The organism is Xanthomonas sp. F14, assembly GCF_014199865.1.
Genome location: NZ_JACHOM010000001.1, coordinates 464,480 through 488,065, shown reverse-complemented (window position 1 = coordinate 488,065; position 23,586 = coordinate 464,480). Strand labels below are relative to the sequence as shown.

Below are 23,586 nucleotides of genomic sequence, written 5' to 3'. Positions count from 1 at the left end.
AATCCCGAATCCCCACTCCCGAATCCCTGCCGTGCATCCGAACGGCCCCGTACGGGTCGAAGGCAGCGCTTCAGCTACACTCCCCGCCTTACGTCGACGACACCACTGCATGAATCCTAACTACCTCGACTTCGAGCAACCCATCGCCGATCTGGAAGCAAAGATCCAGGAACTGCGCAAGGCCAGCACCGGTCCTGCAGTCAACGTGGACACCGAGGTGCGTGCGCTGCGCGACAAGCTGCGCGTGCGTACCGCACAGATCTTCCGCGACCTGTCGGCCTGGCAGGTCTCGCAGCTGGCGCGCCATCCGCAGCGCCCGTATACGCTGGACTACATCAACACCATCTGCGACGAATTCCAGGAACTGGCCGGCGACCGCGCCTATGCCGACGACAAGGCGATCGTCGGTGGCCTGGGCCGTATCGATGGCCGCGCGGTGGTGATCATCGGCCATCAGAAGGGCCGCGACACCAAGAGCAAGGTCGCCCGCAATTTCGGCATGCCGCGCCCGGAGGGCTACCGCAAGGCGCTGCGTCTGATGAAGCTGGCCGAGCGTTTCCGCCTGCCGTTGCTGACCTTCATCGACACCCCGGGCGCCTACCCGGGCATCGGCGCCGAAGAGCGCGGCCAGTCCGAAGCGATCGCGCGTAACCTGCTGGAGATGGCCGAACTGAAGATCCCGGTGATCTGCACCGTGATCGGCGAAGGCGGCTCCGGCGGCGCGCTGGCGATCGGCGTGGGCGACCGCACCTTGATGCTGGAATACGGCACCTATTCGGTGATTTCGCCCGAAGGCTGCGCCTCGATCCTGTGGAAGGACGCGGCCAAGGCCAAGGACGCGGCCGAGCAGCTCGGCTTGACCGCCAAGCGCCTGAAAGGCCTGGGCCTGGTCGACAAGGTGATCCGCGAACCCACCGGCGGCGCGCATCGTAATCCCGAGCAGATGGGCAAGCGCCTCAAGGCGGTGCTGCTCAACGAGCTGGAAGCGCTGGAAAAGCTGCCGGTCGAGGGCCTGCTGCAGCGTCGTTACGAGCGCCTGCGCAGCTACGGCGCCTACGAAGGCAACTGATCGGAGGTCTGCCGGGGCGATGGTGCTGCACGCAGCATTGCCAGCCAGCAAGACGATTGCCCACCATGGAAGGACCTGTTCGGATATGAGCCCGCTACTTCTGCTGTCGCTGGTCTTGCAGGCCGCCTGCTGCGTACACGTGGTGCGCAGCGGCCGCCCGCTGTACTGGATCTTCATCCTGCTGGCGTTTTCGTTGCTGGCGGTCCTGGTCTACGTGTGCGTGGCGGTGATCCCGGACCTGCGCAACGACCCGACGGCGCGCCGTGGCCTGCGCAAGGTGCGTCAGCGCATCGATCCGCAACGCGAACAACGCGACGCATCGCGCCAGCTGGATGTGGCCGACACTCCCGAGAATCGCCGTCGCCTCGCGCAGACGCTGCTGGAACAGGGCGACTACGCGCGTGCCGCCGAGCTGTATCAGGGCGCGCTGCGCGGCATCTACCAGGACGATCCGGACCTGATGCTGGGCCTGGCCAAGGCCCAGTACGGGCTGGGCCAGGCCGCAGACACGCGCAAGACGCTGGACGCGTTGATCGCGGCCAATCCAAATTTCCGTTCGCACGACGGGCACCTGCTGTACGCGCGCGCAGTCGAAGACAGCGGCAGCATCGACGAGGCGCTGCACGAATACGAGACGCTTGCGCAAGGCTATCCGGGCGAAGAGGCACGCGTGCGTTATGCGCAGCTGTTGTTGCGCGCCGCGCGCCCGCAAGACGCCAGGACCGTCTTCGAGCAGGTGCTGCGCCACGCAGCCGCCTCCCCCAAGCATTACCAGCGCGAGCAGCGCGCCTGGATCGACCTGGCGCGCAAGGGGCTGAGCGAGCTCGGCGCCCAGGCGTGATCGCCGCCTGACGCAATACTCAAGCGGCGAAACACAGAGGATGCGCGCACCGTGTGTCCAGAAGACCTGGTACGCAACCGAGGGCGCCGCCATGCCCAGAAAGGATGGGGGATAGCGGCAAGCCTGAAGGCCCGGATCGATCACCTGCTGCAATCGTCGACGCAGCCGTTTCGCAATGGCGCCCTGGCGGAATCCCTCGACCATCCGCGCCACATCACCGCCGTGCTGCGCGAACACGCCAGCGACGACCAATGCATCCGGCGAGCGCATGCACCGCCCGGGCGTTGTGTCAGAACGGCTTGGCCAGCACCAGCCAGATCACCCCGACCAGCAACACCACCGGCACTTCATTGAACAGCCGCAATGCGCGGCCGCTGGGCAGGCTTCGGCCCTGATCCACGCCCTTCAGCCAGCGCCCGGCCACGATGTAATGCGCCAGGATCAAGGCCACCGCAAACAGTTTTGCGTGCAGCCAGCCACCGGCCACCATCGTCGGAAAATCCGGAATCACCCGATAGCCCTGCCACAGCACCGCGCCCAGCAGCAGCGCCAGCCCCAGCATGCTGTGGCCGAATTTGTAGAGGCGGCGCCCCATCAGCACCAGGCGCGTGCGCACCGCAGGCTCGGCACCGGCTTCGGCGATATTGACCAGGATGCGTGGCAGGTAGAACACCGCCGCCATCCACGCAGTGACGAACAACAGATGGAAGGTCTTGATCCACAGGTACAGGGTCATGTGCTGGCTTCGCTGGCTGGCGTAGGATGGCCCGCATTTTCACCTATCCTCCGACGCGAAAGCACCTGACGTCCATGTCCGAACCCGACGACAAGCAGTACGACGCCCACTATTTCCGCCGCTGGTACCGGGATGCCGGGCTGGCCGACCCTGCGCGTCTGCGACGCAAGGTCGCACTGGCGGTGAGCCAGGCCGAGTACTACCTGGAGCGCCCGATCCGCAGCGTGCTGGATATCGGCTGCGGCGAGGCGGCCTGGCGCGCGCCATTGCTGGCGTTACGACCCAAGCTGAGCTATCTGGGCTTCGACAGCAGCGCCTACGCGGTGCAGCGTTACGGACGCAGCCGGCAGATCCACCCTGCCCGCTTCGGCGATTTCGCCTGGCTGCGCCCGTGCGCGCCGGTGGATCTGCTGATCTGCTCGGACGTGCTGCATTACGTACCCACGCGCGAGTTCAACCAGGGCCTGCCGGGGTTGGCCGAGATGTGCGCGGGCGTGGCATTTCTGGAAACCTTCGCCGAAGAGGATGCCTTCGAAGGCGACCACGATGGGTTTCAGGCGCGGCCGGCGCGCTGGTATCGGCGCCGGTTCGCCAGCGTGGGGTTTGCTGCACTCGGCTCGCACTGCTGGTTGTCGCCGCAGCTGGCCGATGAGGCGGCTGCGCTGGAGCGCGGCTGAGCAGGACGTTGGCCGGTTGAGGCACGCACGGCGAGTGGCTTTGCCGCGCACCTCACCCATCCCTGCCCTGCAGGAAAGAAGACGCGTCCACGGCAGCAGGGTTCTGCGACGAACGCGCGCTTTCGGCTCGCACAGCCATCCGAAGGATCACCAATCGCGGCAAACAAAATCGCGGCCAATCAACGCGCTGACGCCTGCCATAAGTCGTATGACAGCCTCTACCGTCCGCAGCCCCATTAAGGTGCAAATGCGCCAAAGGGGGTATGCTGCGCGGCAGCAAAGAGCCGCACGGATGGGTGGAATGCTTTATCAACTGCACGAGCTGACCCGCAATCTGCTAGCCCCTTGGGTGCACCAGGCCCAGGCGAACGCCAAGATGTTCTCCGACCCCGACAGTCTGTGGGCCTCGCTCCCGGGCGCCGAACGCATGGCGGCCAGCAATGAGCTGTTCCATCGCCTGGGCAAGGAATACGAAAAGCCGGCCTGGGCGCTCGACGATGTCGAGGTCGACGGCCATTCGTTGCCGATCATCGAACGCGAGGTGCTGAGCAAGCCGTTCTGCCGTCTGCTGCGCTTCAAGCGTTTCAGCGACCATGTCGAGCTGATCGGCACGATGAAGCAGCAGCCGGCCGTGCTGGTGGTGGCGCCGTTGTCCGGCCACCACGCCACCCTGTTGCGCGACACCGTGCGCACCCTGCTGCGCAACCACAAGGTCTATGTCACCGACTGGGTCGATGCGCGCATGGTGCCACTGGAAGCCGGCGCCTTCCGGCTCGAGGACTACATCAGCTACATCCAGGAGTTCATCCGTCACATCGGCGCCGAGCGCCTGCATGTAGTGAGCGTGTGTCAGCCCACCGTGCCGGTGCTTGCGGCGGTGTCGCTGATGGCCTCCAACGACGAACCCACGCCGCGCTCGCTAGTGATGATGGGCGGGCCGATCGATGCGCGCCGCAGTCCGACCCAGGTCAACAACCTGGCCACCGAAAATGGCATCGAGTGGTTCCAAAACAACCTGATCCACACCGTGCCGTTCCCGTATCCGGGCCACGGCCGGCAGGTGTATCCGGGCTTCCTGCAGCATGCCGGCTTCCTGTCGATGAACCCCAACCGGCATGTGATGTCGCATTGGGATTTCTACACCGATCTGGTCAAGGGTGACCTGCAGGACGCGCAGGCGCACCGGCAGTTCTACGACGAATACAACGCCGTGCTCGACATGCCGGCCGAGTATTACCTGGACACCATCCGCGTGGTGTTCCAGGACTTCCTGCTGCCGCAGGGCAAGTGGAAAGTGGATGGCCAGCTGGTCAAGCCGTCGGCGATCCGCAATACCGCACTGCTCAGCATCGAGGGCGAACTGGACGATATCGCCGGCCTTGGTCAGACCGAAGCGGTGCACGATCTGTGCACCGGGATCGACGCGGCGCATCGTCGTCATCTGGTGGTGGAAGGTGCCGGTCACTACGGCATCTTCAGCGGCCGTCGCTGGCGCGAAGTGGTGTACCCGCAGGTGCGCGAATTCATCGCTCGCTACGATGCCGACCCGGTTGGCAGCCGCGACCCCGCCACCGTCACCCCGATCCGCAAGCGCGGCAAGCGCGCCTGATCGGCCGACAAAAAACGCCCCTTGATCGAGACCGATCAAGGGGCGTTTTTTTATGCGCAGATTTTTGGTTCGCGTAAAGACAGCGCACTGCGTGGCAAGGTGCGTGGCGCCCGCACCAAAGAGTTGGTTGGTTGCTTTGTTTAAAACCATGCACACCGACCATCTTCGATGGTCCTTGCCTGCTCACTGTCGCGGGACCTTACGCGGCACGGATGCCGCGTAAGAGCCTACACGGACGTACTTGCGGCGTGTCCTGCGATGTGGGCGGGCAAGGGCCCTGCAGCCAAGCCGCAGATCCACCGCTCCACAACTGATCCGCGCTATCCAGACTCCTCATGACGCAACGTCTAGAACAATCGAGACTTAAAACGGTGGCGTCGTTTAGCCACAATCGGATGCTTAACTCAAAAGCTTGTGATTCGAGCGCGCGGTGCCCTCGCCGCTCGCGGGACACGCCGTGAATCCGTCCCTGGAGGCTCCTTAGCGGCATCCATGCCGCTGAGGGTCCCGCAACCGGCGAGGACACCGCACCAGAGAGCTGGTCGGTTGCGTTGTTTAAAACCATGCACACCGACCATCTCCACTGGTCCTTGCCCGCCCACCGTCGCGGGACCTTACGCGGCATGGATGCCGCGTAAGAGCCTACATGGACGTACTTGCGGCGTGTCCTGCGAGGGTGGGCGGGCAAGGGCCCTGCTGCCAAGCCACAGAGCTGCCGCCCTGCAATTGCTCCATCCGCACTGTCCAACCACCTACACGACTACGGGACTTCAAGTCGTTGCGTCTTTCAGACCTTTCACTACAGACCACGTGACACTGCAGCGATCGCAGCCGCGTGCCGCGTGTCGCACAACCGGCAATCACACGGTGCACTTAGCCTTCACCGTTCTTGACCAGCAGGTGCTTGGCGAACATGCCGTGCAGCTTGCCGAAGGCGCATGCCAGGTGCAGCGTGACGAACAGCAGCAGCACGCCCACGACGAACAACGGCAGCGTCAGCCAAGCGCTGGTGACATCCACGCCATCCCAGGTCAGCACCGCCGTGTTGTCGAACAGCAGCACTAGCGGTGAAGCGACCAGGCCCAGCGCCAACGACAACAAGGTGGTGAACACGCTGAAGTAGACGATGCCCAGCGGCAGCATCAGCAGGAAGTACAGCATCGTGCTCCAGGTACGCGCATCGGTGAACATCGCGCCGATGCGTTGCAGCCAGCCGCCTTGCGCCCCCGGATGGGCGGGACGACGCGGCATGCGCACGCCCAGCAGCGTCTCCACCACGCGGCCTTCCACCAGCGACAGCACCCGCACCGATCCGAAGAACAGCACCAGCAACGGCACGCCGATGATCAGGATCATCAAGCCGGCCGACAGACTCGCGCCGGTGATCACCCAAGTGAAATAGAACACGCCGGTGACCAACGACAACAACATGTAGAACAGCGCGCCGTAGCTGCGTGGATCGGCAGCCACGCCGAAGAACCTGCCGAACCATGTGCTGCGTCTGCGCGGCAGCGGCGCGCGCAGTGCACGTGTCACCGTCACTTCGGTTTCGCGATAGATCTCGGCCACTTCATCCGGTGCACCGTAGCTGCCTGCCACGCCGGCGATTACTTCCGCTTCGCTCTTGCCGGCCTGCTCGGCCAGTTCGGCGCGCAGATACTCTTCGGCGTCGTAGAGCGCGTCTTGGATCATCGCCGGGTCCGCGCCGGCCAGGGCCTGGCGCAATTGCGCCAGGTAATCGGGAATGGTGGTCGGCAACGGGCGTGCCTGCGCAACGGTCGTCATGAGTGGGTCCCCTCCAGCACTGAGTCAACGGAATCGCGGGTGGCGCGCCAGGCGGCGGTCCAGTCGCGCAGGCAATCACGCCCGGTTTGGGTGATGCGGTAATAGCGCCGCGGTGGGCCGGACGCCGACGGCTCGACATGGCTTTGCAGCAACCCTGCCCCCTCCAGATTGCGCAGCACTGGATACAACGCGCTCTGCTTGCCGCTCAGCACGCCGTCCAGCCGCTCCATGCGCTTGGCGATCAGATAGCCGTACAGCGGCTCCTCGGCCTGCGCCAACACTGCTAACAGCGCCAGCGACACCGTGCCGGCACTCAGCTCTTTCTGAAATTTCCGCAGGTAGGCATCGGGTTCGCTCATCGGCCATCTCCGCTAGGTCGAAGGCAATGCTATTGCGAAGTTGGGTATAGTGGATGTGCCGGTAGTCATGAGGCGGGGATTGGGGATTGGGGATTGGGGATTCGCAGAGCATTCCGGCCGAGAATTTCCTTGCGTTGACTCAAGCGGACTGAAGAAGAACTGACGCATCACTTGCACGCCTGTTTTTGCAAATCCCCAATCCCGACTCCCCAATCCCCGCTCATGTGCTTAGAACCATTGGGTTACTCCCTTTGCGGCAGCGCTCCACTACAGTCAGTGCCCACTGAGCCGATACCACTCGCTCAGACGACTCACTTTTTCGATAGGGCGACACGATGCGACTAGCACGCTTGGCACAGCCGGCCATGGCTGAAACTTCCTTTGGTGCCACCCGGCGCCTGTGCTTGGCGATCGGGTTGTCACTGCCGGGACTGGGGTTTGCGCAGGCGCAGACCGCGCCGGTCAACGCCGAGCAGACCCAGCCGGAGCCTGCAAAGGCTGCGCCCGCCGCTCCGGCAGCGCCCGCTGCCGCGAAGGGTTATCCGCTGGAAGCGCAGGGTTGGGGCGCCAAGCAGGGCGGCAACATGTGGCAGGTGCGTTGGGCCGAAGACTGGTCGTATCTGAAGGATCTGTCAAAGCGCAAGAGTCCGTTCGATCCGCTCAAATACATCCCGCTCAATGAATCGGGCGATGTGTATGTCTCGCTCAGCAATGAATTGCGCGTGCGCAGCAACACCATCACCAATCCCGGTTTGATTCCCGGCAGCCATTCGCAGCAGCAGTATCTGTTGCGCGCGTTCTTCGGTGCCGACTTCCATGTCGGCGAGCATTTCCGTCTGTATACGGAACTGGCGCACGGCAGCCTGGATGGACGCAACGAAGGTACCAAGACCGGCACGCAGGAAAACAACGCGATCCTGCAGCAGGTGTTCTTCGATGTGAAAGGACGCGTCAAAGATGCCGACCTCGGCCTGCGAGTCGGTCGTCAGGTGTTTGTCGATGGTCCCACCACGCTGATGGCATTGCGCGACAACACCGATATCTTCGTGACCTTCAACGGTGTGCGCGCCTGGGCGATCGGCGAAAAGACCCGCGTGGACCTGTTCGATTTCAACTTCAACCTCGATGGCACCGAAGGCCTGGGCGACGATCGCATCGACCGCTCGCGGCACTTCCGCGGCGTGGTCGGCGGCTATCGCATGCCGACCGCCAAGCCGATGTACCTGGAGCCGTTCTTCTACCAGTTCCGCAACGACAATCAGGTCTGGGGCCGGCAGACCGCCGAAGAAAACCGCAACTATTACGGCCTGCGCCTGTGGGGCAATGTGGGCAAGCTGCGCACCGACTCGTTCGTGACCGTGCAGCGCGGTAGCTACGGCGGGCGCGATCTGCGTGCCTACATGGCCAGCACCTCCAATGCCTGGACGCTGAGCGAATCGGGCTGGAAGCCGCGACTGGGCTTCCATAGCGAAATCGCTTCCGGCGGCGGTGGCTCCTCCGGCACCGGCACGCTGCGCAACAACAACTTCCTCTATGGCAATACGATCTACTTCAGCTGGGCGACGTTCTTCGGCCCGGTCAACCTGGTCACCGCTGCGCCCACGTTCACCTTCTCGCCCACTTCCAAGATCACCGTGAACCTGGAATGGGAGACGCTGTGGCGGCAGACCACCAGCGATGCGATCTACAACAACCAGGCGCGCGCCTACGCCCGCACGCAGAACACCGGCGAGCGCCGTATCGGCACCATGCCGCGCATCAACGCCACCTGGAACATCGACCCGAACTGGTCGGTGACCTTCCGCGCCGAACACCTGATGGCCGGGCCTGCGCTCGAAAAGGCCGGTTACGGCGATTCGACCTTCGTGATGGGCTGGTTGAACTTCCGGTTCTAAGTAGGGGCATCACGCTGATGTAGTGCCTGACAACGCCACCCGGGATCCGTTCCTGGGTGGCGTTGCCCGTTATGCAATCAGCAACGCGTGCTTGCCTGCCCTGGTGTCGCCTTCTGCAGCCGCAAGTGTCACGGCTTGCCCTGCATCGCTGCTGCCTGTGCCACCTTGCTTGCCGCCAATGGCATCTGCAGGTTGGCGTGATCGCTGCGCGCGTAACGCGGCAGTTCTAGCGTCTTTCCATCTTTTACAGCGGTGATGTCGCGCCCTGGTCGGATCAGCGTGGCGGGCAGTTGATCCAGGCGCTGCGCCAGCGTCTGTTGCTCGGCAGGATGCGCACGTAGCCACAGCACTGCCGAGGTCAGCCGCGTTGTCGCGGCCAGATCCTGCAACTGCCATTGATACTGCGCGCTATCCATATGCTCCACGTCGGCGAACAGGCAGCCGATTGCGTTAGCGATACAGGCGAAGGTCACTGTTGGCGCGGCGGGTATGGCACTGGTCGCCACCTTGCGGTCCTGCTCCAGCTGCGTGCGCACGTCGGTGTGGCAGGCCCAGGTGTAATACGGCGCGGTCAGTGCACGGGTTCGTTCAACGTCCAGCAGCGGCGGTACCAACCTGTCGTACCAGCGCCGCTGCTCGCCGCCGGCTTCGACGACCGCGCGGTAATTGGCGCTGACCAAGCGCGCTTCGCCGCGTAGGCCTCCACACAGGCTGGTCTCATCCATCGTCAACGGCGCAAATGCCGCTTGGCAATGCGCAGGTAACGGCTGGGTGGACGGCAGTTCGCTCAGCATGTCGGTGAACAGCTCGGCGTTACCGCGCAACATGGCTGCCCCGATCATCGTCGCGATCAGTGTGTCCTGACCGCGCAACAGCACGCGCGCCACCTGTGCGTCCGCACACACGCCAGACAACGCAGCCTGCTGGTGGCCCTGGACGAAGTCCAGCGCGTGCTGGGTCATCGGCACACTCAACCCCTGCAACTCCGGCAGCGGTGTGTCGGCACGGGTCGGAAACAGATTGCGGTAATAGTCGTGCGATGACAGCGTGGCGGCGCGCTGCAACAGCGGTGCCTGTGACATCAGCGCATCGGCATAGGCTTGGGGCTGAGCGCGCACCTTGTCCAGGCAGTCTGGAGTGGACCAGTTGCACTTGGGCGGTGCGGCGGCTGGCCACGGCGGCGTGCGCGGATAGCGCGCTGCGTCGCTGACAAAACCGGCCGCAGTCCTGGTGTTCGCAAACCGCTGCAGATCGCGTGCCATCACGACGTCCTGTTCGGTAGCCGGCACGGCATACGGCAGCAACCAGAGTGCAGCAAATAGATTCGAGCCTGCCGGCGGTGCAGCTGGTGGTTGATCGATCTGCGCCAACGCCTGGCGCTGCGCGTCAGGAATCGGCCAGCGCGCGGAGATCGCGTACAGGGCCACCAGCAGGGCGATCAGGATGCATAGCCCCAGCAGGGCCGACTTGAGGAATTTGGCGAGCATGCGGGGGCAACCGTCCGTGGATGAGCTGTGTCATCTTAGAGCGGCCCGGACAGAGCCGCGAGTGGCATGGCACCAATGCGCACTTGCCGTCTCCCCGGCGAACAAGGCGCGCTGCGCGCCTGCACCGGACGCGGCCGAATGCCTACAATGCGCGTATGTCCGAATCCCCCACTCCGCCCACCCGCCCTTCCCTGCAACGCGTCTTTCTGACCGGTTTGCTCACCCTGCTGCCGGTCTGGCTGACCTGGGTGGTGGTGAAGTTCGTGTTCTCGCTGTTGTCGGGCATCAGCAGCCCATGGGTGGTGCCGTTGTCCGAACGCATCGCCGCCTCGTTCCCCGACTATCTGGGCTGGATCAAGGCACTGTGGGTGCAGAACACCATCGCGCTGATCGCCACCGTGGGCGCGATCCTGTTTGTCGGCATCCTGAGCCGGCGGGTGATCGGCCAGCGCCTGCTGCGCTGGTTCGAGGCGATCATGCGGCGCATCCCGCTGGCGAGCGTGGTGTACGACAGCGCGCGCAAATTGCTCGACATCCTGCAGACCCAGCCCGGCAGCACCCAGCGCGTGGTGCTGATCGACTTCCCGCACCGGGACATGAAGTCGGTCGGTCTCGTCACGCGGGTGATCAAGGAACAGGGCACCGGCCGCGAGCTGGCGGCGGTGTACGTGCCGACCACGCCCAACCCGACCTCCGGCTATCTGGAGATCGTGCCGGTGGAGCTGCTCACGCCCACCGACTGGAGCGTGGACCAGGCGATGAGCTTCATCATCTCCGGCGGCGCAGTGGCGCCCGAATCGGTTCCCTTTACCCGTACCGCGGATCGCTAAAGCCATGACACAGGTGCGCACCCTCGACGATCGTGCGGTTCGCCTGTTCATTGCGCTGGCCGCGTTCTTCTGCGTCAACGCGGCATTGGCCGAGTTCATCGGGGTCAAGATCTTCGCGCTGGAAGACACCCTCGGCATCGCGCCGCTGAACTGGAACCTGTTCGGCCAGACCGGCTCGCTCAGCTTCACCGCCGGCACCTTGCTGTGGCCGGTGGTGTTCATCATGACCGACACCATCAACGAGTTCTTCGGCAGCCGCGGGGTGCGTTTCATCTCGTGGGTGGCGGTGGCGCTGATCGGCTACGGCTTCGTGTTTGCGTTCGCCGCCATCGCACTGGCGCCGGCGGCTTGGTGGGTCACGGCGGCGCAGAGCCAGGGCGTGCCCGACTACCAGGCCGCCTTTGCAGCGGTGTTTGGCCAGGGGCTGTGGACGATCGGCGGCTCGCTGGTGGCCTTCCTGTTCGGCCAGTTGATCGATGTGTCGGTGTTCCATCGCATCCGCCGTGCCACCGGCGAAAAGCACGTGTGGCTGCGCGCCACCGGCTCCACGGCGGTGTCGCAGTTGGTGGACAGCTTCGTGGTGATCTACATCGCCTTCGTGCTCGGCCCGCAGCATTGGTCCACCGACCAGTTCCTGGCGGTGAGCACGCTCAACTACGTCTACAAGATGGGCTTTGCGATCGCACTGATCCCGCTGCTGTATCTGGCGCGCCGCGCCATCGGCGCATACCTGGGCGCCGAGCGCGCCGAGCAACTGCGCGAAGAAGCCGCCGCCGGCTGACAACGCAAGACCTGCCGACCGCAGCACTGCCAGGCGACGGCCAGCGCCCGTGGCTTGCACCCCGCCTCGTCGGTCATACGTGTCGCTGCCTGACGACCGCTGGCTGCGTTTACCGATCATGCAACGCCCGCAGCGACCGCCCATCGAAATTTTGTTCAATCCGTCGCCGCGCTCGCTGGCCATGCTGTTGCGCCCCGCTATGGATTCCGCGCCATGGACCATCTTGTCGCAATGGCCAGCTTCGCGCTGGTGTGCTCGATTTCGCCCGGGCCGGTCAACCTGGTGGCGCTGAGCACCGGCGCCAGCGCCGGCGCGCGTGCCGGGCACGGCCATGTGATCGGCGCCACCGTCGGCTTCGTCGCGCTGCTGTTGCTGGTGGGCATGGGACTGCAGCAGGTGCTGCTGCGCTGGCCGCTGCTCGGCCGTGCATTGCATCTGGCCGGGGTGGCGTTTCTGCTCTACATGGCCTGGCGCCTGCTGCGCGACGATGGCGTCATCCAGACCACCGGGACGCGCCCGGCGGCCTCGTTCTGGACCGGTGCGGCGATGCAATGGCTCAACCCCAAGGCCTGGTTGGCGGCGACCTCCGGCGTTGCCCTGTATGCGACGGCAGGCACCACGCAACTGGCGGGTTTTGCGGCGTTGTATGCGCTGATCTGCTATCCCTCGCTGGGGTGCTGGTTGCTGGCTGGCGCCGTGCTGCGGCGGCACGTGCAGGTACCAAGGCAGCTGCGGCGGTTGAACCGGGTGCTGGCGGCGCTGCTGGTGCTGAGCGCGGTCTATCTGCTGACCGAATGGGGCACGGCATTGCGGTAACGCCCTGGCGTCACCGCCCAGGCACGTTTGAAGCTGCGCTGCAGATGCGCCTGGTCGGCGTAGCCATGCGCGTAGGCGACCTCGGCAATGTCACCGCCGCGCCGCAAGGCCTCGCGCGCACGCTGGAAACGGCAATCCAGCAGATACGCATGCGGGGTCAGCCCGTGCGCCTGACGAAAGCCGCGAATCAAGCGCGGCGCCGGCATCCCCGCCAGCGTGCACAGCTCGCGCAGCGAGACCGCACGCGCATGATGGGTCTGCAGATACTCGGCCACCCGCTGCATCGGCCCGGTATCGACCGCGAGCGCACGACTGATCGGCTCCACATGCAGATGCAGCCGCGCCACGAACGCGATCAACGCACTCTCGCGTGCCAGCGCATCGGCGTTGCCGTCGGTCAATACGGCATGCATGCGCTCGAACGCGGCATAGGCAGCCGGGGTCTGGCACAGCGGCGCTGCCAGCATGTGCACATCCGCATTGGCGGCCAGGCCGAGTGCGCGTTGTTGTTCGCGCAGCCACGCCACGTCCAGATACAGCATGCGGAACGACCAGTCCTGCTGCTGATCCGGATTGCAGGCATGCACATCGCCAGGGTTGATCAGGGTCAGCGACCGCGCACCCACCTGCGCTTGCATGCGTCCATTGCGATAGCGCGCCAGCCCGCGATCGATCGCGCCCACCGACCATTGCTCATGCGTATGCGCGGCATAACACAGGCTGCGGCTGTTGATCACCTGGCGCAGTTCGACGAAGGGCAACGCCGGATCGCGCCAGAAGCCCTGCCCGCCCTGCACGGGCAGCTGCGTCCCGCATGTCGATTCATCCCTTGGCATATGCGCAAGCCTATCGCACTGCAACATGCCTGCGTGCTGCAGGCGTGCGCAGCGGGCTTCATGAATTCCAGGCGCGCCCCGTGTGCCGGATGGGTGGCCGGAACGGTGCGGATCGGGCAAGCTCCCCGCTCGCTTGTTCCCGGAGCCGGTAATGCCCCTCAGCTTTTCCCGCCTGCTGTCCCTGGCCCTGGCCGCCGTGCTGAGCCTGTCAGTGGCAGCGCCCGCCGACGCGGCCAAGAAGAAAACCGGCAAGGCACAGACCACGCAAACCCGCGCCAAGGCGAGCAAGGGCAAGAAGACCGCCAAGCCGGCGGCCAAGACCACCAAGGCCGCCAGGGGTGGCAAAGCCGCCAAGCCCAGGCCGCGTGCCGTGGCCGCACCGGTGGTGCTGACCAAGGCGCAGCAGCTCAATTTGCTCTACGACCAGTACTGGGATGCCTCGCTCAAGCTCAACCCGCTGCAGGCCACCTTCCAGGGCGAGACCCGCTACAACGACCAGTTGCCCAACTTCCTGTCGCCGGCGTTCCGGCAGCAGTCGCACGACTTCACCGTGCTGTGGCTGGGCAACGCCGAGGCGCTGGGGCCGGACGGGCTGAGCGGGCAGGACCTGCTGAGCTACCAGATCTTCGTGCGCGATGCGCGCAGCGCACTGGCGGCCGAGCAGTTCCCCAGCTGGATGCTGCCGATCAATCAGTTCTACAACATCGCCAGCATCGCGGTGGTGCTGGGCTCGGGCACCGGCGCGCAGCCGTTCAAGACGGTCAAGGACTATGACAACTGGTCGCGGCGCGCGGTGGGCATCCCGGAGCTGTTCGACCAGGCCATCACCAACATGCGGGCGGGCATGCAGGCTGGCGTGGTGCAGCCGAAGGTATTGATGCAGAAGGTGCTGCCGCAGCTGGACGCGATCATCGCGCGCAATGCCGAAGACAGCCTGTTCTGGGGTCCGGTGCGCAACCTGCCGGCAGACATGCCCGAGGCCGACAAGCAGCGCATCACCGCCGAGTACAAGCGGCTGATCGAAGTGCGGATCATGCCGGCGTACCGAGCACTGCGCGGCTTCATCGCCACCGAGTACCTGCCGGCCTGCCGCGACACCGACGGCCTGGCCGCGCTGCCCAATGGCGCGGCCTGGTACGCCTACGATGTGCGCCAGAGCACCACCTCCGAGCTGACCCCGGAGCAGATCCATCAGATCGGGCTGGGCGAGGTCGCGCGCCTGCAGGCAGAGATCGCCACGCTGGCCAAGCAGGTCAGGTTCCGCGGCAACCTGCCCAAGTTCTACAAGTTCATGCAGACCGACAGGCGCTTTGCGTTCCGCAGCGAGACCGAACTGCTGGGCTATTACCGCGGCCTGCAGGGACGCGTACAGGCCGCGGTGCCGCGCCTGTTCAATGTGCAGGGCATGCCGGCGCTGGAAGTGCGCGTGGTGGAACCGCAGCGTGCGCAGTCGGCCGCCAGCGGCTCGTACATGCGCCCCAGCGGCGACGGCAGCACACCGGGCGTGTTCTACGTCAACACCTCCGACCTGGACACGCGCCGGACCTGGGAGACCGAGAGCCTGTATCTGCACGAGGCCATCCCCGGCCACCATTTCCAGCTCGGGCTGCAGCAGCAGCTGACCGACCTGCCCAAGTTCCGCCGCCTGGGCGGCGAGACCGCCTATATCGAGGGCTGGGGGCTGTATGCCGAATCGCTGGGCCGCGAACTGGGCCTGTACCAGGACCCGTACAACTACTACGGCTATCTGCAGAATGCGTTGTGGCGTGCGATTCGCCTGGTCACCGACACCGGCCTGCACAGCAAGGGCTGGACCCGCACCCAGGCGATCGACTACATGCTCAACAACTCGGCCATGACCCGGACCGATGCCGAGGCCGAGGTGGACCGCTACATGGCCATCCCCGGCCAGGCGCTGGCCTACAAGGTCGGCGAGATGAAGATCGCGCAGTTGCGCGAGCAGGCGCAACGCGAACTGGGCCCGCGCTTCGATGTGCGCGCCTTCCACACCGAAGTGCTCAAGGACGGCTCGGTGCCGCTGGATATCCTGCAGGACAAGATCCAGCGCTGGATCGCCACGCAGAAGGGCTGAGGCAGCTCAGCCCGCCACCCGCGCACGCGCCAGCGCGGCGATGTCGCGCGGTGTGGTGCGGCAGCAACCGCCGATCAGCCGCGCACCGGCCGCCAGCCACTGCGCATGCTGGTCGGCCAGGGTGCAGGCGGTCGTGCTGCCGGCATGCCACTGTTTTGCGCCGGCATCGTAGTGCTCGCCGGAATTGGGGTACACCACCAGCGGCAGCGCCGTCAGCGCGGACAATGTCTGCAACGCGGCGGTGACCTGCTCCAGCGCAATGCAGTTGATGCCCACCGCGATCACCTGCGCACACGCATCCAGCGCGGGTACGACCTGCGCCAGCGCGGTGCCATCGCTCAAATGTGCCGCATCGCACAGGGTGAACGAGAACCACGCGTGCAGCTGCGGGAACTCCTCCAGCAGCAGGCGCAGCGCGATGATCTCGTTGGCCGACGGCAGCGTCTCGCAAGCCAGCACATCCACCCCCGCCTCGGCCAACGCGACGATGCGCGGGCGATGGAAGTCCATCAGTTGCGCCAGCGGCAGGGCGTAATCGCCGCGGTATTCCGAGCCATCGGCCAGGTAGGCGCCGTACGGCCCGACCGACCCGGCCACCCATAACGGCGCGTGCTGCGGTTGCGCCTGCAGATGATCGGCACGCGCCTGTGCGGCCAGGGCCACGCTGCGTGCGATCAGCGCCTGCGATTGCGCCAGGTCCAGCCCGCGCGCGGCAAAGCCCAGCGGCGTGGCCTGGTAGCTGGCGGTGATGGCGCACTGCGCGCCGGCAGCGAAATAGTCGCGATGCACCTGATAGATCAGCTCCGGCTGCTCCATCAGCACGCGCGCCGACCACAGCGCATCGTTGAGATCGCAACCGCGCTGCTCCAGTTCGGTGGCGAGCGCGCCATCCAGCAGCACATAGCCGTCATGCTGCAGCGCCTGGCTGAAAGGCGCACCGGCACGCGGCTGGCGCGGAAGAATCGTCATGCGGGTTGCCTCCTGCTCGCAAGCCATTGGGTGAATGCATAGGCGCCATAGCACAGCGCCACAAACGGAATGCCGCACCACAGCGCAATGCGCTGCTGCGGATCGAATGCCAGGCCGATGCAGGCCAGCAGACAGAGTGCGAAGCCCAGCAGCGGCGTCCACGGATACCACGGTGCGCGATAGGCCAGGCTCTCCGGCGCGATGCCATCGCGCAGCAACTGGCGACGGAAACGGTAGTGCGAGGCGCAGATGCTCAGCCACACCACCACCACCGCAAAGCCGGACACCGCCGAAATCGCCACGAACACGGTGTCGGCCGCATAGACGCCGGTGAGCAGCGCCAACAGGCCGCCCAACATGCTCAGTACCAGGGCCGGCAACGGGATGCCGCGCCGGGTCAGGCCTGCGAGCCGCGCCGGCAGCGTGCCCTCGTTGGCCAGCGACCACAGCATGCGCGCGGCCGCATACAGACCGGAATTGGCCGCCGACAGGATCGCCGTCAGGATCACCGCATTCAAGACATCGGCCGCATACGGGATGCCCAGCAACTCGAACGCGCGCACGAACGGGCTGGTGTCCACCGCCGCCTGCTCGGCCGGCAGCAACGCGGCCAGTACCAGCACGGTGCCGACGAACAACACCACCAGCCGCACCAGCGTGGTGCGGATCGCCAGCGGAATCGCACGCGCCGGCTGCGCGGTTTCGCCAGCGGCCACGCCGATCAACTCGGTGCCGGAAAAGGCGAAGTTCACCGCCACCATCGTCATCAGGATCGGCAGCGTGCCTTGCGCAAACCAGCCGTCGGCGCGCAGGTGGCGCAATCCGGGTGCCGGCGACCCATCGGCCAACGGCAGCACGCCGATCACCGCCGCGCCGCCAAGCACGATGAACAGCGCGATCGTGATCACCTTGATCAGCGAGAACCAGAATTCGCCCTCGGCAAACCAGCGCGTCGACACCGTGTTCAGGCCGAAGATCAGCGCGCAGAACAGCAGGCACCACGGCCATGCCGGTGTGTGCGGGAACCAGTACTGCATGCAGAACGCCGCCGCAGTCAGGCTCGAGCCCAGCGCCACCGTCCAGGTCAGCCAGTACAACCACGCCACCACGTACCCGGTGGCCGGGCCGATATAACGCGCGGCATACACATGAAAGGCGCCGGTCTGCGGCATCGCCACCGCCAGCTCGCCCAGGCACTGCATCACCAGATACACCACCAGCGCGCCGATCAGATAGGCGATCACCGTGCCGAGCGCGCCGGTGCTGGCGATGATGTAGCCGGTATTGAAGAACAGGCCGGTGCCGATCACGCCCCCCAGCGACAACATCACCAGGTGGCGCACCTGCATGCTGCGCTGGAATTGCGGTGCGGCGGTGGACGGCGGCTCGGGCATCGGCGTGTCTGATCGGTGGCAACGCATCCTGCCATGCGCAGCCAGGCGAGCACAGCCATGCGATGGCAAGCTGTGACGGTGCACCAGCGTGCAACGGCCCGCGGGTATGCTTGCGTACTGTTCACCTGGAAGGTCGCCATGCCGCACGCCCTGCAACCACCCATGCATGCGAAGACGTCTCGCTCGACCAGCGCGGTGGTGCCCGCACGCGCACCGCATAGCACCGCCGCTGCGCGCAACGCACCAGCGCTCGCCGACAGTCTGGGCGCGTCGCAGCCGATCGCGCAGCGCTTGCGAGGTGCAGCATGAAGCTTGCCGGCATCCACCATGTGGCGATCATCGCCGGCGACTACGCGGTGTCCAAACGGTTCTACTGCGACATCCTGGGCCTGCGCGTGCTCGATGAGCATTACCGGCAGGCGCGCGATTCCTGGAAGCTGGACCTGGCACTGCCCGATGGCGGCCAGATCGAGCTGTTCTCGTTTCCCGCCGCACCGCTGCGTCCCAGCCGCCCGGAAGCACGCGGCCTGCGCCATCTCGCCTTCCGTGTCGAGGATCTGGACGCGGCCGTGGCGCATCTCACTGCGCATGGCGTGGTCACCGAAGACATCCGCATCGACGAGTACACCGGCCGCCGTTTCACCTTCTTCGCCGACCCGGATGACCTGCCGCTGGAGTTGTACGAAGTGGGTTGAGCGCAGCATCCCCTGCGGGTTCGGTCACATCCGCCGCACGGTCATGTCGAGCAGGCGTAGTCGATCGTCTCTGTGACTTTCGGCGCATGCGGCACTGCGGTCACGCCGTGAAGATCAGGCCACCCAGGACACAGGAACCGTCCATGCTGCAGATCCGTGCGCTGTCCAAGACCTACGCCAATGGCGTGCATGCGCTGCGAGGCATCACGCTCGACATCCCGCGCGGCATGTTCGGCTTGCTGGGGCCAAACGGCGCCGGCAAGTCGTCGCTGATGCGCACGCTGGCCACGCTGCAGGAACCCGACTCGGGTAGCGTCAGCCTGACCGACGCCGATGGCAGCAGCATCGACGTACTCGCCGACAAGGACGCATTGCGACGCCGGCTGGGCTATCTGCCGCAGGATTTCGGGGTGTACCCGAAGGTGAGCGCGCTGGACATGCTCGATCACTTCGCCGTGCTCAAGGGGCTCACCGATCGCGGCCAACGCAAGGAGGTGGTCGAGCGCCTATTGCAGCAGGTCAACCTGTGGGACGCGCGCAAGCGCAAGCTCGGCACCTATTCCGGCGGCATGCGGCAGCGCTTCGGCATTGCGCAGGCGCTGCTGGGCAATCCGCAACTGGTCATCGTCGACGAGCCCACCGCCGGGCTGGATCCGGAAGAGCGCAATCGTTTTCTCAATCTGCTGGCCGAAATCGGCGAAAACGTGGTGGTGATCCTGTCCACCCATATCGTCGAAGACGTCACCGACCTGTGTCCGACGATGGCCATCATGAACAAGGGCCAGGTGCTGCTGAGTGGGCGGCCCGCCGATGCAATCGACATGCTGCATCAGCAGGTCTGGCGCAAACAGGTCAGCAAGCAGGCATTGCCCGATTACGAGGCACGCTTCACCGTGCTGTCCACGCGCCTGATTGCCGGCCACCCGGTGATCCACGTGTTCAGTGCCGACTGCCCGGAGCCGGGGTTCGAACAGGTCGCTCCCGATCTTGAGGATGTCTATTTCCAGCGCCTGCGCAAGCAAGCGCTGGCCGCCTGACGGGGCGCGGCGATGATCATGGCGTTCCTGCGCTTCGAGCTGCGCGAACAACTGCGCTCGCCCTTGCTGTGGCTGCTGGCCGCGCTGTACGCGTTGCTGGCGTTTGCCGCGCTGTCCAGCGATGCGGTACAGATCGGCGGCGGCATCGGCAACGTGCTGCGCAATGCGCCCACGGTGATCGCCACGCTGCTGGGGCTTTTCAGCCTGCTTGGCCTGCTGGTGATCACCCTGTTCGTCAGCAATGCCCTGCTGCGCGACTTTGACCTGGGCACTGCCGAGCTGGTGTTTTCCACACCGATACGGCGGCGCGACTACCTGCTCGGCCGCATCGGTGCTGCACTGATCGCCGGCATGCTGATGTATGTGGTGATCGCGCTGGGCATGTTCGCCGCGCAGTTCATGCCGTGGATCGATCGGGCGCGGCTCGGGCCGGTCGCGGTGCTGCCCTATCTGTGGTCGCTGCTGGTGCTGGTGCTGCCCAACCTGCTGTTCACCACCGCGCTGCTGTCGGTGCTGGCGGTGACCACGCGCAGCATCCTGTGGGTCTACATCGGCGTGATCGTGTTCTTCGTGCTGTACGGCGTGAGCCGTGCGCTGATGGCCGACCTGGACAATGTGTGGATTGCCACGCTGGCCGACCCGCTCGGCATTCGCGCGCTATCGCAGACGCTGCGCTACTGGTCGGTGGAGCAGCGCAACCACCAGCTACCGCCGCTGACCGGCTACCTGCTCGCCAATCGCGCGGTGTGGCTGGGCATGAGCGGTGTGTTGTTTGCCGCCACCTTCGCGCTGTTCCGTACCGAGCGCAGCGGGACGCGGCGGCGCCATGGTGTGGCGTCGGTTACGCCCGCTGATGCACCTCCCGCCAGCGCGCGCGTCAGCACGACACGCCTGACGGTCACCCCGCGCTTCGGCGCGGCCACAGCATGGCGGCAACTGCTACGCCAGATCCGCTTCGACACGCTGGGCGTGCTGCGCAGCGCGCCGTTCGTGGTGCTGCTGATGCTGGGCCTGGCCAACTTCATTCCGACCGCGCTGTTCAAAGCGCGCTATTACGGCACTGCCGTGCTGCCGGTGACCTCGTTGATGCTGGAGGCGCTGCAGAACAGCTACAGCTTTCTGCTGATCATCGTGGTGCTGTTCTATGCCGGCGAGCTGGTGTGGAAGGAGCGCAGCAACCGCATCGACGGCATCACCGACGCGATGCCGGTCCCCGATTGGGTGCCGCTGCTCGGCAAGTTCGTCGCCTTGCTGGCGGTGATCGCCAGCTTCCAGGCCGCCGGTGCGTTGACCTCGATCGCGCTGCAGCTGGGCCGTGGCTATACCAGCATCGAGCCGCTGCTGTATCTCAAGACGCTGGCGCTGGGCTCGGTGCTGTACGTGCTGATGGGCGGCATGGCGCTGGCGCTGCAGGTGCTGAGCAACAACAAGTTCGTCGGTTATGCGCTGCTGATGCTGGTGTTGATCGGGCAATCGGTGCTGTCAATGCTCGACTACGCCCAGAACCTCTACACCTTTGGCGGCTGGCCCAACGCGCCGTATTCGGACATGAACGGCTACGGGCACTTCCTGCCCGGCCAGTTGTGGTTTCAGGGCTATTGGGGCGTGTTCCTGCTGGCACTGCTGCTGCTGTCCTCGGCGTTCTGGCCGCGCGGCGTGGGCCATGGCCTGCACCAGCGCGTGCGGCTGGCGTTACGGCGCCTGCACAGCCCGACCGGTGCGGCCCTGGCGATCACCCTGCTCGGCTTCGCGGCGATCGGCGGCTGGCTGTACTGGAACACCAACGTCTACAACAGCTTCCTGTCGCCGGAACAACAGCTGGACCTGCAGGCACGCTACGAGCGCGATTACCGCAAGTACAAGGATCTGCCGCAGCCGCGCATCGTCGCCGTCGACAACCACGTCGACCTGCATCCGGAAACCCAGTCGGTCGTGGTCGATGCCACCTGGACGGTGCGCAACACCCACCCCACACCGATCAGCGAAGTGCACATCGGCATGCAGGGCCGCACTGGCGACCGCAGCCTGGTCAAGGTGGATCTGGGCGGGCAGACGCTGACCACGCACGATATCCCGGCCGGCTATCGCATCTACCGCCTGCAGACACCGCTGCAACCCGGGCAGGAGCGCGTGTTCCGCTTCCGCGTGGACCAGCATCCGCACGGCCTCACCGCCGAGCAGGCGCAAACCGAACTGGTCGCCAACGGCAGCTTCTTCAACACCACCCGGCTGCCCTGGTTCGGCTACAACACGCAGGCAGAGATCAGCGACCGCAACGAGCGCCGCAAGCGCGGCCTGGGCGAACCCACCCGCATGCCCAAGCTCGAAGACCAGGCCGCGCGCGCCAACACCTACGTCAGCAACGATGCCGACTGGCTCGCTTTCTCCAGCACCGTCTGCACCGCGCCGGACCAGATCGCGCTGGCGCCGGGCTATCTGCAACAGGAATTCCAACGCAATGGCAGGCGCTGCTTCCGCTACGTGATGGATCGCCCCATGCTCAATTTCTACGCCTACCTGTCGGCACGCTGGGAAGTGCGCAAGGCGCGTTACAAGAACATCCCGATCGAGATCTATTACGACCCCAAGCATCCGTACAACGTGCAGCGCATGATCGAGAGCGTGCAGAAATCGCTGGCCTATTACGAAGCCAACTTCAGCCCGTATCAGCATCATCAGGTGCGCATCATCGAGTTCCCCGGCTACGCGCGGTTTGCGCAGTCGTTCGCCAATACCATTCCCTACTCCGAGTCGATCGGCTTCATCGCCGACCTGCGCGACAAGGACGACATCGACTACGTGTTCTATGTCACCGCGCACGAAGTGGCGCACCAGTGGTGGGCGCACCAGGTGATCGGTGCGAACGTGCAGGGCGCCACCCTGCTGTCCGAATCGCTGGCGCAGTATTCGGCGTTGATGGTGATGGAGCGCGAGTACGGACGCGCGCATATGCGCCGTTTCCTCCGCTACGAGCTGGATCGCTACCTGGAAGGCCGTGGTGGCGAAACCATCGAGGAGTTGCCGCTGTATCGGGTGGAGGACCAGCAATACATCCACTACCGCAAGGGCTCGCTGGCGTTCTACCGGCTGCGCGAGGACATCGGTGAGCAGGCGCTCAATCGCGCATTGCAGCGCTTTCTGGCGGCCAAGGCGTTTCAACAACCGCCCTACACCACCTCGGCAGAGCTGCTGCAGGCCATTCGCGCCGAGGCACGCCCGGACCAGCAAGGCCTGATCACCGACCTGTTCGAGAAGATCACCTTCTACGACAACCGCGTGGTCAGCGCGCAGGCACGCAAACGCCCCGATGGCCGCTTCGAGGTGACCGTGCAAGCGCAGGCGGCCAAGCTGCAGGCCGATGGCAAGGGCAAGGAGCATGCAGTGCCGCTGGACGACTGGATCGAAGTGGCGATCTACGGCGCTCCGGCCGGCAAGGATGCGCAGGCGCCGGTGCTGGCCTTGCAACGGCAGCACGTCACCAGCGCCGCGCCCAGTTTCACCATGACCGTGGACCGCCTGCCGGTCGAAGCCGGCTTCGATCCGGACAACAAGCTGATCGACCGCGTGCCGGCGGACAACCGCAGGCAGGTGACGCTGCAGTAGCCGAATGAACGCATTCCGCAGCGCGTCTTTCCGCCACCATACTCCACGGTATACATTCCGGTCAGGCCGTCGACG

At 65.4% G+C, this 23,586-nt stretch carries 20 protein-coding genes; 13 read left to right on the top strand and 7 right to left on the bottom strand.

Going from position 1 to position 23,586, the window contains the following annotated elements:
• Positions 1-109: 109 nt before the first annotated feature.
• Together GGR73_RS02165 and GGR73_RS02160 are read left to right on the top strand one after the other, a co-directional pair.
• Positions 110-1,069 carry an acetyl-CoA carboxylase carboxyltransferase subunit alpha gene (locus GGR73_RS02165; protein ID WP_016902405.1) on the top strand — a complete coding sequence of 320 codons (960 nt, stop codon included), beginning with the start codon at positions 110-112 and terminating at the stop codon, positions 1,067-1,069.
• Between the two features lie 85 nt (positions 1,070-1,154).
• Positions 1,155-1,910 (top strand): tetratricopeptide repeat protein, encoded by a 756-nt coding sequence (locus tag GGR73_RS02160; protein WP_184455449.1) that lies wholly within the window; start codon positions 1,155-1,157, stop codon positions 1,908-1,910.
• Between the two features lie 289 nt (positions 1,911-2,199).
• Here the strand turns inward: GGR73_RS02160 and GGR73_RS02155 are convergent, their stop codons facing one another.
• On the bottom strand, positions 2,200-2,646 hold the full coding sequence (locus tag GGR73_RS02155) for a CopD family protein (protein ID WP_016902407.1): 447 nt from the start codon (positions 2,644-2,646) through the stop codon (positions 2,200-2,202).
• 74 nt (positions 2,647-2,720) lie between these two features.
• On the opposite strand from GGR73_RS02155, the gene GGR73_RS02150 reads away from it, so the two are divergent.
• From GGR73_RS02150 to GGR73_RS20245, 3 genes are all read left to right on the top strand, one after another.
• Positions 2,721-3,323: a methyltransferase gene (locus tag GGR73_RS02150; RefSeq protein ID WP_167704363.1), complete on the top strand. Its 603-nt coding sequence runs from the start codon at positions 2,721-2,723 to the stop codon at positions 3,321-3,323.
• 301 nt (positions 3,324-3,624) lie between these two features.
• The gene (locus tag GGR73_RS02145) at positions 3,625-4,932 is read left to right on the top strand and encodes a polyhydroxyalkanoate depolymerase (protein ID WP_065050133.1); all 1,308 of its coding nucleotides are present in this window, start codon (positions 3,625-3,627) and stop codon (positions 4,930-4,932) included.
• Positions 4,933-4,953: 21 nt separating this feature from the next.
• Positions 4,954-5,076: a hypothetical protein gene (locus GGR73_RS20245; RefSeq protein WP_289812094.1), complete on the top strand. Its 123-nt coding sequence runs from the start codon at positions 4,954-4,956 to the stop codon at positions 5,074-5,076.
• 729 nt (positions 5,077-5,805) lie between these two features.
• Here GGR73_RS20245 and GGR73_RS02140 read toward each other — a convergent pair.
• Positions 5,806-6,717, bottom strand: a complete 912-nt coding sequence (locus tag GGR73_RS02140) for a sensor domain-containing protein (RefSeq protein WP_184455447.1) — start codon at positions 6,715-6,717, stop codon at positions 5,806-5,808.
• The gene (locus GGR73_RS02135) at positions 6,714-7,076 is read right to left on the bottom strand and encodes a PadR family transcriptional regulator (protein WP_016904272.1); all 363 of its coding nucleotides are present in this window, start codon (positions 7,074-7,076) and stop codon (positions 6,714-6,716) included. Before GGR73_RS02135 ends, GGR73_RS02140 begins: the two co-directional genes overlap by 4 nt.
• Before the next feature lie 335 nt (positions 7,077-7,411).
• On the opposite strand from GGR73_RS02135, the gene GGR73_RS02130 reads away from it, so the two are divergent.
• The gene (locus tag GGR73_RS02130; RefSeq protein ID WP_184455445.1) at positions 7,412-8,971 is read left to right on the top strand and encodes an alginate export family protein; all 1,560 of its coding nucleotides are present in this window, start codon (positions 7,412-7,414) and stop codon (positions 8,969-8,971) included.
• Positions 8,972-9,099: 128 nt separating this feature from the next.
• On the opposite strand, the gene GGR73_RS02125 is transcribed toward GGR73_RS02130, so the two are convergent.
• Positions 9,100-10,458, bottom strand: coding sequence for a hypothetical protein (locus GGR73_RS02125; protein ID WP_184455443.1), 1,359 nt, complete (start codon positions 10,456-10,458; stop codon positions 9,100-9,102).
• A gap of 155 nt (positions 10,459-10,613) precedes the next feature.
• Between GGR73_RS02125 and GGR73_RS02120 the strand changes: the two genes are divergently transcribed.
• The 3 genes from GGR73_RS02120 to GGR73_RS02110 all read left to right on the top strand — a co-directional run bounded on the left by GGR73_RS02120 (position 10,614) and on the right by GGR73_RS02110 (position 12,885).
• Positions 10,614-11,288: a DUF502 domain-containing protein gene (locus GGR73_RS02120; RefSeq protein ID WP_024940643.1), complete on the top strand. Its 675-nt coding sequence runs from the start codon at positions 10,614-10,616 to the stop codon at positions 11,286-11,288.
• 4 nt (positions 11,289-11,292) lie between these two features.
• Positions 11,293-12,069 carry a queuosine precursor transporter gene (locus GGR73_RS02115; RefSeq protein ID WP_024940642.1) on the top strand — a complete coding sequence of 259 codons (777 nt, stop codon included), beginning with the start codon at positions 11,293-11,295 and terminating at the stop codon, positions 12,067-12,069.
• Between the two features lie 213 nt (positions 12,070-12,282).
• Positions 12,283-12,885 (top strand): LysE family translocator, encoded by a 603-nt coding sequence (locus GGR73_RS02110; RefSeq protein ID WP_065031803.1) that lies wholly within the window; start codon positions 12,283-12,285, stop codon positions 12,883-12,885.
• Here GGR73_RS02110 and GGR73_RS02105 read toward each other — a convergent pair.
• A complete protein-coding gene (locus GGR73_RS02105) occupies positions 12,849-13,682 on the bottom strand; it encodes an AraC family transcriptional regulator (protein ID WP_054591625.1) in 834 nt (277 codons plus the stop codon). The two genes, GGR73_RS02110 and GGR73_RS02105, sit on opposite strands and share 37 nt — an antisense overlap.
• A gap of 190 nt (positions 13,683-13,872) precedes the next feature.
• Here GGR73_RS02105 and GGR73_RS02100 point away from each other — a divergent pair, with 190 nt between their 5' ends.
• Complete coding sequence (locus GGR73_RS02100) at positions 13,873-15,813, top strand: DUF885 family protein (RefSeq protein WP_184455441.1); 1,941 nt, start codon at positions 13,873-13,875, stop codon at positions 15,811-15,813.
• Positions 15,814-15,819: 6 nt separating this feature from the next.
• Here GGR73_RS02100 and mmuM read toward each other — a convergent pair whose 3' ends face one another.
• Together mmuM and mmuP are read right to left on the bottom strand one after the other, a co-directional pair.
• On the bottom strand, positions 15,820-16,782 hold the full coding sequence (mmuM, locus tag GGR73_RS02095) for a homocysteine S-methyltransferase (RefSeq protein WP_184455439.1): 963 nt from the start codon (positions 16,780-16,782) through the stop codon (positions 15,820-15,822).
• Entirely contained in the window at positions 16,779-18,176 is a 1,398-nt protein-coding gene (mmuP, locus tag GGR73_RS02090; RefSeq protein WP_184455437.1) for an S-methylmethionine permease, read from the bottom strand. The genes mmuM and mmuP overlap by 4 nt, the downstream gene beginning before the upstream one ends.
• A 305-nt stretch (positions 18,177-18,481) precedes the next feature.
• On the opposite strand from mmuP, the gene gloA2 reads away from it, so the two are divergent.
• The 3 genes from gloA2 to GGR73_RS02075 all read left to right on the top strand — a co-directional run bounded on the left by gloA2 (position 18,482) and on the right by GGR73_RS02075 (position 23,511).
• The gene (gene gloA2, locus GGR73_RS02085) at positions 18,482-18,871 is read left to right on the top strand and encodes an SMU1112c/YaeR family gloxylase I-like metalloprotein (RefSeq protein WP_024940636.1); all 390 of its coding nucleotides are present in this window, start codon (positions 18,482-18,484) and stop codon (positions 18,869-18,871) included.
• A gap of 143 nt (positions 18,872-19,014) precedes the next feature.
• Complete coding sequence (locus tag GGR73_RS02080; protein WP_184455435.1) at positions 19,015-19,908, top strand: ABC transporter ATP-binding protein; 894 nt, start codon at positions 19,015-19,017, stop codon at positions 19,906-19,908.
• A gap of 12 nt (positions 19,909-19,920) precedes the next feature.
• The gene (locus tag GGR73_RS02075) at positions 19,921-23,511 is read left to right on the top strand and encodes a M1 family aminopeptidase (protein ID WP_184455434.1); all 3,591 of its coding nucleotides are present in this window, start codon (positions 19,921-19,923) and stop codon (positions 23,509-23,511) included.
• Positions 23,512-23,586 lie beyond the last annotated feature (75 nt).